At 33.8% G+C, this 8,922-nt stretch carries 10 protein-coding genes; 1 reads left to right on the plus strand and 9 read right to left on the minus strand.

The annotated features are described in order from the left end of the window. A partial coding sequence (locus RWZ86_RS07725; protein WP_314681128.1) for a PTS glucose transporter subunit IIA occupies positions 1-489 on the minus strand: 489 nt, incomplete at its 3' end. Between the two features lie 165 nt (positions 490-654). On the opposite strand from RWZ86_RS07725, the gene RWZ86_RS07730 reads away from it, so the two are divergent. Then, positions 655-1,473, plus strand: a complete 819-nt coding sequence (locus tag RWZ86_RS07730; RefSeq protein WP_314681146.1) for an undecaprenyl-diphosphate phosphatase — start codon at positions 655-657, stop codon at positions 1,471-1,473. Between the two features lie 101 nt (positions 1,474-1,574). On the opposite strand, the gene RWZ86_RS07735 is transcribed toward RWZ86_RS07730, so the two are convergent. From RWZ86_RS07735 to RWZ86_RS07770, 8 genes are all read right to left on the minus strand, one after another. Beyond that, the gene (locus RWZ86_RS07735) at positions 1,575-1,955 is read right to left on the minus strand and encodes a RidA family protein (RefSeq protein ID WP_314681131.1); all 381 of its coding nucleotides are present in this window, start codon (positions 1,953-1,955) and stop codon (positions 1,575-1,577) included. 11 nt (positions 1,956-1,966) lie between these two features. After that, the gene (locus tag RWZ86_RS07740) at positions 1,967-3,175 is read right to left on the minus strand and encodes an aminotransferase class I/II-fold pyridoxal phosphate-dependent enzyme (protein ID WP_314681135.1); all 1,209 of its coding nucleotides are present in this window, start codon (positions 3,173-3,175) and stop codon (positions 1,967-1,969) included. A gap of 152 nt (positions 3,176-3,327) precedes the next feature. Continuing rightward, complete coding sequence (locus RWZ86_RS07745) at positions 3,328-3,969, minus strand: CBS and ACT domain-containing protein (protein WP_006703804.1); 642 nt, start codon at positions 3,967-3,969, stop codon at positions 3,328-3,330. A gap of 2 nt (positions 3,970-3,971) precedes the next feature. Beyond that, complete coding sequence (locus tag RWZ86_RS07750; RefSeq protein WP_314681139.1) at positions 3,972-4,676, minus strand: ABC transporter ATP-binding protein; 705 nt, start codon at positions 4,674-4,676, stop codon at positions 3,972-3,974. Positions 4,677-4,678: 2 nt separating this feature from the next. Next, a complete protein-coding gene (locus RWZ86_RS07755; RefSeq protein WP_314112773.1) occupies positions 4,679-5,452 on the minus strand; it encodes an ABC transporter ATP-binding protein in 774 nt (257 codons plus the stop codon). Then, a complete protein-coding gene (locus tag RWZ86_RS07760; RefSeq protein WP_314681141.1) occupies positions 5,449-6,414 on the minus strand; it encodes a branched-chain amino acid ABC transporter permease in 966 nt (321 codons plus the stop codon). Before RWZ86_RS07760 ends, RWZ86_RS07755 begins: the two co-directional genes overlap by 4 nt. A 9-nt stretch (positions 6,415-6,423) precedes the next feature. Continuing rightward, positions 6,424-7,296, minus strand: a complete 873-nt coding sequence (locus RWZ86_RS07765) for a branched-chain amino acid ABC transporter permease (RefSeq protein WP_314403553.1) — start codon at positions 7,294-7,296, stop codon at positions 6,424-6,426. A gap of 112 nt (positions 7,297-7,408) precedes the next feature. Beyond that, positions 7,409-8,572 carry an ABC transporter substrate-binding protein gene (locus RWZ86_RS07770; RefSeq protein ID WP_314681144.1) on the minus strand — a complete coding sequence of 388 codons (1,164 nt, stop codon included), beginning with the start codon at positions 8,570-8,572 and terminating at the stop codon, positions 7,409-7,411. Positions 8,573-8,922 lie beyond the last annotated feature (350 nt).

Genomic DNA, 8,922 nt, shown 5'->3' on the forward strand with positions numbered 1-8,922 from the left:
TGTCGCTTCACCAATTTTAGAAGATGCTGATGCATTTCCTGTTGTAATAGATAAGTTTGCAATTTTATCCATATTTGTTAAAGCTACAATCATTGGTGTATCTTTTCCAGCTGCTTTTACTGCTTCTAGATCTACAGTAGAAATAACTGTATTTTGATCCACACGTTGTCCCACAGTTACAACTGTATCAAAAGGAGCTCCTTGTAATTCAACAGTATCAATTCCCATATGTAGTAACACTTCTACATCATTATCTGTTTTAATTCCTACAGCATGTTTTGTTGGGAAAACATTAATCACTTCTCCCACTACTGGTGAAGTAATGACTCCAGAAGTTGGTAATACTGCATAACCATCTCCCATGAATTTTTGAGAAAATACTGGATCATTAATTTCTGTAATAGCCACTACTTCTCCTTCTGCAACTGCAAACAATTCTAATTCAGGAGTTACTTCTTTTTTTACTTTCTTTTTGAAAAATCCGAACATCTAATCATCCTCTCAATTTATTTACCGCTAGTATAACATATTTCTGTATTTTTTTTGAACAAAAACTTCATTCCTTTTATATTTTTTAAGATTTTTATAGAAATTTTACTCGTAAACCTTTATACTTACATTCAGACATAATAAAGGAGTGATATTTTGATTACAATGATTGAAATCATTAAAACAATAATTCTAGGAATTATTGAAGGAGTAACCGAATGGTTACCGATTAGTAGTACAGGACATTTAATTCTAGCAAATGAAATTTTACAATTGGATGTGAGTCCAAAGTTTCAAGACATGTTTAATGTAGTGATCCAACTTGGTGCCATTTTTGCTGTTGTGATTTTATACTTTAACAAACTAAATCCATTTGAAGGCAAAAAAACTCGCAAAGAATTTTTAGCGACAATTGAACTATGGAAAAAAGTTATCATTGGTTGTATTCCTGCTATCGTTGGAGGATTACTATTAAATGACTTTATGGATGAATACTTTAATAAAGCAATTGTCATTGCAACAACTTTAATTGTATACGGGATTGCATTTATTGTGATTGAGCGTCGTCATAAAACAGTGGAGCCTCGTATTCATTCATTTGAAGAATTGGATTATTTAACAGCCATTAAAATTGGTTTATTCCAAACTCTAGCTTTAATTCCAGGAACTTCTCGTTCAGGTTCTACCATTTTAGGAGGATTATTAGTCGGAACGAATCGTTTTGTAGCGACAGAATTTTCTTTCTTCATGAGTATTCCAATTATGTTTGGAGCTAGTGGTTTAAAATTATTAAAATTTGGATTCCACTATACAAGTGCAGAATTGATTATTTTATTAGTTGGATCAGTTGTATCCTTCTTCGTTTCACTAATTGTTATCAAATTCTTATTGAGCTATTTAAAACGAAACGATTTCCAAGCATTTGGTTGGTATCGTATTATCCTAGGGATTATCGTATTAGCTAGTTCATTCTTTTTGAAATAATAATCAAAAAGTCATTTTATTGTAGTATTAGGACGCCAGTAGCTCTACGGTCTATTAGCTAAAAAACAGCCAGCAGAATTTTCTGCTGGCTGTTTTTCCCTTTATTGACAAGCGACCGCTTGGATTTCTACTAGTGCATTTTTTGGTAATGCTGCTACTTGGAAAGCAGCACGTGCTGGGCAATTTTCTTTAAAATAAGTTGCATAAACTTCATTCATTTGTTGGAAATGAGCAATATCACTTAAATAAATCGTTGTACTAACAACATTTTCTAAACTCATTCCAGCTTGTTCTAAAATCGCTTGAATATTTTTCAATGATTGATGTGTTTGGCTAACAATATCTTCTCCTGCAAATTCTCCAGTTTCTGGAACAATTGGTAATTGTCCTGAAATATATAAAAAATTTCCTGAACATAATACTCCTTGAGAATAAGGTCCAATTGCTGCTGGTGCTTTATCTGTATGAATAATTTTTTTCATATTTCTCTCCTTTAAATAAATACATATTTTTTCATTCGTTCACAAGCTTCTTGAATTCTTGTAAATGGTAATGCTAAGTTTAATCGAATATGAGTTGGACCATGGAAGATTCTGCCATCTTGCCAAGCCACTCCCACATCTGATCCTCGTTTTTGTAATTCATCAATCGTAATACCATTTTTTTCTAAATATTCCTTACAATCGATAAAAATTACATACGTTCCTTCTGTATTTGTCACAGACACTCCTTCAAAACGATCACGAATGTAGTCACATACATACGTCATATTTTTGTATAACACTTGTCTTAATTCTTCCAACCACTCATAACCTTCTGATTGATAAGCGCCCATTAACGCATGCATCGATAATACATTCATCACATTATAATGAGATTTGCTACCTTTTGCATTCACTCTATCTCTTAATAAATCACTATAAATAATATGATAAGCAGCTACTAAACCAGCTAAGTTAAATGTCTTACTTGGTGCATAAAAAGCAATCGTACGATTCTTCGCATCTTCAGACACGCTTTGAGTTGGAATATGTTTTACCCCTGGCATCACTAAGTCCGACCAAATCTCATCTGAAATAACTGTTACATCATGTTTTTGATAAATTGCCATTACTTTTTCTAATTCTTCACGATTCCAAACACGACCTGTTGGATTATGTGGTGAACAGAAAATCGATACATGAATATGATGTTTACGAATTTTTGCTTCCATATCTTTATAATCGATACGATAAACACCTTCTTCATCTTTCACTAGTGGACTTAATACAATATTAAAACCATTATTTTTTAAAACTTCTGTAAATCCTCCATATGTTGGACTATGCACTAAAATAGCATCTCCCGGTGACGCAAAAGAAGTTAAGGCTGAAACCACTCCTCCTAACACACTATTATGATAACCAATATGTTTAGCCGTTAATCCTTCCACTTGATGGTGAAATTGGTGCCAACGAATAATGGCATTATAATAATCTTTTGGTTGCATAAAATATCCAAAAACTGGATGGTCTAACCGTTCTTTCATCGCTTGAATCGCTGTTGGTACTGTTGCAAAATTCATATCTGCAATCCACATCGGAATTACATCAAAGCCTTCCTTAGGTGGGTTTGGTGCTTTCCCTGGAATTAATCCTAATCCATCAACAGCCATCGCATCTTTCCCATGACGGTTGATCTCTGTTGTAAAATCATATTTCATCTTTTTCATCCTTCCCATCTAATATAGTAGTACTAGTATAGCAGAAAACAGCTCTTGAAAAAAGAGAAGCTACTATTGATACTGAAACAAAGAAAAAGACTTTTCCTGTCGCAAAATCCTCTGCCACATTGGAAAAGTCTATGATTCGTTTTCTATTTTCTCATTGATGAGATAATTCTATATCCTCTTTGTGCGATAAAGTCTGCTACTTCATCTGGATTTTCAGAATCTACGTGAAGTACTACTTGTACTTTTCCTTCACGGTGGTATACAGAAATTGTATCGACATTGACATTATTGTCACGTAAAACATTTGAAATTTCTTCTAATGGACCAGGTTTGTCTTCATTAATTTCAATAAATAAACGAGATCCTGGAGTATTATATCCTGAAATATCAATGAACGCATCCATAATATCTTTATCAGTAATAATTCCTACTAAGTTTCCTCTTGATTCAAGAACTGGTAAAACTCCAATTCCTTGTTGTCTCATAATAGAAGCGGCTTCTTCTAAGACAGCAGTTGGTTTTACAGTAATGACTTGTTTCAACATAATATCTTTAGCAGTTGTTTTATTTAATAAGTAATTTAATTCATGCACACTTAAACTTGTTGCCATTGAAGGTGAGTTTTGAGCGACTAATTCAGCTGTTAATAATCCTACCAATTTGTCTCCTTCAACGACGGGAAGACGATGCACATCATGTTCTTTCATTAAATCTAATGCTTTCATAACAGTTGTTGTTGGTTCAACCGTTATTAAGTTTGTTGACATATAATCTTTTACTTCCATGATTATCCCCCTAAATATGCTTTTTGAACATCTTCACTTTCAAGTAATTCCTTACCTGTACCTGATAATACCACAGATCCTGTTTCTAATACATACCCTCTTGAAGCAATCGATAATGCCATTTTCGCATTTTGCTCAATTAGTAATACAGTAGTTCCTTGTTTTTGAATTTCTTGAATGATATTAAAGATTTCTTTAATGAAAATTGGTGCTAATCCCATTGATGGTTCATCTAATAATAATAGTTTCGGACGAGTCATTAATGCACGTCCCATTGCTAACATTTGTTGTTCCCCACCTGATAATGTTGCAGCATCTTGATTTTTACGTTCTTCTAAAATTGGGAATCTCTCAAAGATTGCTTTCATGTCTTTTTGAATTTCCTCTTTATCATTTCGTAAAAATGCTCCTAAATCAAGATTTTCTTTTACAGAAAGTCCTCTAAATACGTGACGACCTTCTGGAACTTGTGCTAAGCCAAGTGAAACAATTTTTTTAGCAGCTAATTTTGTAATATCTTGCCCTAAATATTCAATCGTTCCAGCGCTTGGATGTACTAACCCTGATAAAGTTTTTAAAATGGTTGATTTCCCAGCACCATTGGCACCGATTAGAGAAACAATTTCTCCTTCGTTAACTGTGAAGCTTACATCTTTAACGGCTTGAATCATGCCATAATGTACGCTTAAATCTTTTACTTCTAACATGATTACTCTCCTCCTAAGTAAGCACGAATAACATCAGGATTTTTCTTGATTTCTTCTGGTGTTCCATGTGCTAATAATCTTCCATATTCTAATACATATAAACGTTGGCAAATTTCCATTACTAATGACATATCATGTTCAATTAATACAACGGTTAATCCGAATTGTTCTTGGATTTGCGCAATTAATTTTGTTAGATTTGCTGTTTCTTGTGGGTTCATCCCTGCAGCAGGTTCATCTAAAAATAAGATTTTTGGTTTTGTAGCTAAGGCACGAACAATTTCTAATTCACGTTGTTGTCCATAAGCTAAGTTCTTCGCTTTATCTTGAGCAAATGATTCTAAGTTGAAGATTTTTAATAGCTCTAATGCTTCTTCTTTCATCATTTTTTCTGTTTCATAGTAAGCTTTTGTTCTGAATAAACTTGAGAATAATGAATTCCCTTTATGTGCATGCATCGCTACCATTACATTTTCTAATACTGTTAAATCTTTAAATAAACGAATATTTTGAAATGTACGTGCTAATCCTAATTCTGTAATTTTATTCGGTGCAATTCCATTTAATAATGTTTTACCATTTTCAGTTTCTAATTCGATTGTTCCTTCTGTTGGAACGTATACCCCAGTTAAAAGGTTGAAGAATGTTGTTTTACCGGCACCATTTGGTCCAATTAATCCAATTAATTCTCCTTTTTCAGCTTTAAGAGAAACGTTCGAAACAGCTGATAATCCACCGAAATTTTTTGTTAAACCTTTTACTTCTAATAAACTCATTCTGTTTCTCCTTTCTCTTTTTTCTTCAATTTATTACTTAAGAATGTGCCGAAACGGAATTCCCAAGTTCCTAATAATCCACCTGGACGGAAGATCATAATTAAGATTAACGCTACTGCGTAAATAATCATACGTAATTGTCCAAATGGTTGTAAGAATGTATTAATAATTCCAAGTAAAATCGCAGCTACAAATGAACCAGTAAAACTACCGATTCCTCCGAATACAACAATAATTAATACATCGATTGATTTCATAAATGTGAAGTCACTTGGTGTTACAGTTCCTAAATAAGTCGCTGTTAATGTTCCACCAATACTTGCTGTAGCTGCTCCAATAATGAAAGCTAACATTTTATAGCGAGTAACATTTACCCCCATTGACTCTGCTGCAATTTCATCTTGTAATACAGCATAAGTCGCACGACCTGCACTACTATTGGCATAGTTTAATACTAAAATAGTTGTTAAAACTAAAGCAATATAAACAATTGTCCATGTTGTTGTTAATGGAACACCACTAATCCCTGCAGCACCATTTGTTATTTTCATATTATTTAAGGCTACACGAATAATTTCAGCAACCCCTAATGTTGCAATTGCTAAATAGTCCCCTTTTAAACGAAGCGTTGGTAAACCAACTAAATAAGCAATCACGATTGAAATGACTACACCCACTGCCATTCCAGCAAATAAACCCGCTAAACCACTAACCGCTTTCCCGATAATAGCAGCACTATAAGCACCAATCGCAATAAATCCAGCATGACCAAGTGAGAATTGACCTGCAACCCCCAAAATTAAATTTAATCCAACTGCGAAAATAATATTTATCATGATATTAATAAAAGTACTTTCATAATAGAAATTAATCACTCCTACTTGAACTAACACTTGAAGTAATAAATAGACTAATACTGCAGAAGCTAACCAAATAAGATTTTTTTGATGTAATCGTTGCATGTTTCTCACCTACACTTTCTCTTTAACATTTTTACCAAACAATCCTGCTGGTAATACTAATAAAATAACAAATAATAGGAAGTAAACTACTCCATCTTTATATGGAGAGAATCCTAAATAGCTAACTAAAGTTTCTAATAAACCAATGACATAGCCACCAACCATGGCACCTGGAATACTACCAATTCCACCTAATACCGCAGCTACGAAAGCTTTCAACCCTGGTACAATCCCCATTGTTGCAGAATACGTATTATAGTATAAAGCAACTAATACTCCGGCAATCCCAGCAAGACTTGAACCTAATGCGAATGTAAATGAAATCACTTGATCCACATCAATTCCCATTAATTGAGCTGCATCTTCATCCACTGCAACGGCACGCATCGCTTTCCCCATTTTAGTATAACGAACGATGAACTGTAATAGCGCCATTAAAATGACTGTTGTAGCAAAAATTAAGATTTGCTTTCCGTTAATCGTAATATTGCCAAATAATGTGTAGTTTGTTGTTCCAAAATCAGATGGGAATGGACGAATTTCAGCTCCAAAAAGATAGCTCATCACATTTTCAAGTAAAAATGAAACCCCAATTGCTGTAATCAAAGCAGCAACACGAGTCGAACGTCTTAAAGGTTTATACGCTACTCTTTCAATCACTACTCCTAAAACTGCACAGGTAACCATTGCTAATAGAAGGGATAAGAAAATATTTAACCCCAATCCATTCATTGCATAAAAACCAACAAATGCACCCATCATATAAACATCACCATGAGCGAAGTTGATTAATTTAATTGTTCCATAAACCATTGTATAGCCAAGTGCCACTAAAGCATAAATACTTCCTAGCGCAATCCCATTGACTAATTGTTGAATCAATAGCTCCATTTTAAGCTCCTTCCTTATAAAAAAACGTTTTTAATATTTGCCTATCATGTGAAAAAAGAGGCGGGTTTCCCCAATTGCCTCTCTTTCATCACCATTTTATTTATTATTGTGCTGCATATTCTTTTGCACTTACTTCTTCACCATTTTGGAATTCGATAACAACTGCTGATTTAACAGGAGTGTGATCTTTACCCATTGTGAATGTACCAGTAACACCATCGAAATCTTTAGATTCTGCTAAAGCTTTTTTGATTGCTTGCGCATCAGTTGAACCTGCTGTTTCAATAGCTTTCATTAATAATTCTGCTGCATCATATGCTAAAGCTGCGAATGAATCTGGTGTTGTACCATATTTTTCTTTATACGCTTTGATGAATGCTTGAACATCTGCATCTGTACTTTTAGCTGAGAAGTGAGTTGTATAGAAGACATTTGTTAAGTTTGCTTTGTTACCAGCTAATTCTGCTAATTTTTCACTTGATAATCCATCTCCACCAACGATTGGTTGAGTGATTCCTAATTCACGAGCTTGTTTGATGATTAAACCAACTTCTTCATAATATCCTGGGATATATAATACATCAAATGATTTTGATTTTAATGAAGTTAATACTGCTTGGAAATCTGTATCTTTTGATTGATAAGTTTCTTTCGCAACAATTTGACCACCAATTTTAGCATCTGTATAAGTTTTTTCGAATGCTTCTGATAAACCTTTTGAGTAATCACTAGCTGAGTCTTGTAAAATTGCCACTTTAGCATTTGGGAATTTTTGGCTTACAAATCCTGCACCTACAACCCCTTGATAATTATCAGAGAAACATACACGGAAGATATAGTCGTATACTGATTCTGGATTTTTTGCATCTTTTAATGTAATGCCGTCCCCTGTTGTTGCTGGAAATACAGCTGGAATTTTTGCTTGTTCCATGATTGGAATTGAAACTTGAGCATCCCCTGTTGTAGCAGGTCCGACAACCCCAACTACTTTTTCAGAAACTAATTTTTTAGCTACAGAAGCTACTTCTGTTTTTTCTGATTTATTATCATAAGAAACATATTTTAATTCTTTATCTAATAACTTTCCTTTTTGTTCAACGGCTAATTTAACAGCGTTATCCATAGCTGAACCATAAGCGGCAACGTTACCTGTTAACTCAAAGTTACCTCCAAGTTTTACTGTGTTACCATTTGAAGCACCACCTGCGCTACATCCTGCTAAAATTGCTGCTGATACCAATCCCAATCCAAATTTTTTTAAATTCATCAAAATCCCTCATTTCATAATCTGTTTTTTAGTGATGAGAAGATTATATAATATTCTGACAATTCATGCAATTGTTTTTTTGAATTTTTTTGAAAAAATTTTAAACTTTTTTTAATTGTTTTTTAATTCATGACAACTTAACGCTTACATTTTGTGAAATCTGTAATTTTGGTGAAAGTAGAAGTAGAATTCCCATTCCTTGACGCACACTCCACACCCCCCCAATACAAAAAAGTAGGAATAGACTTCCCGTAGTAGTAAAAGTAATAGAAGTCACAACCCGTGTGGCTTCTATTACTGGAAAAATCGAGACCTAGGCTCGATTTTTAGCCATGAGATTCGCGCAAGCG

The organism is uncultured Granulicatella sp. (assembly GCF_963545075.1).
Taxonomy (GTDB): Bacteria; Bacillota; Bacilli; order Lactobacillales; family Aerococcaceae; genus Granulicatella.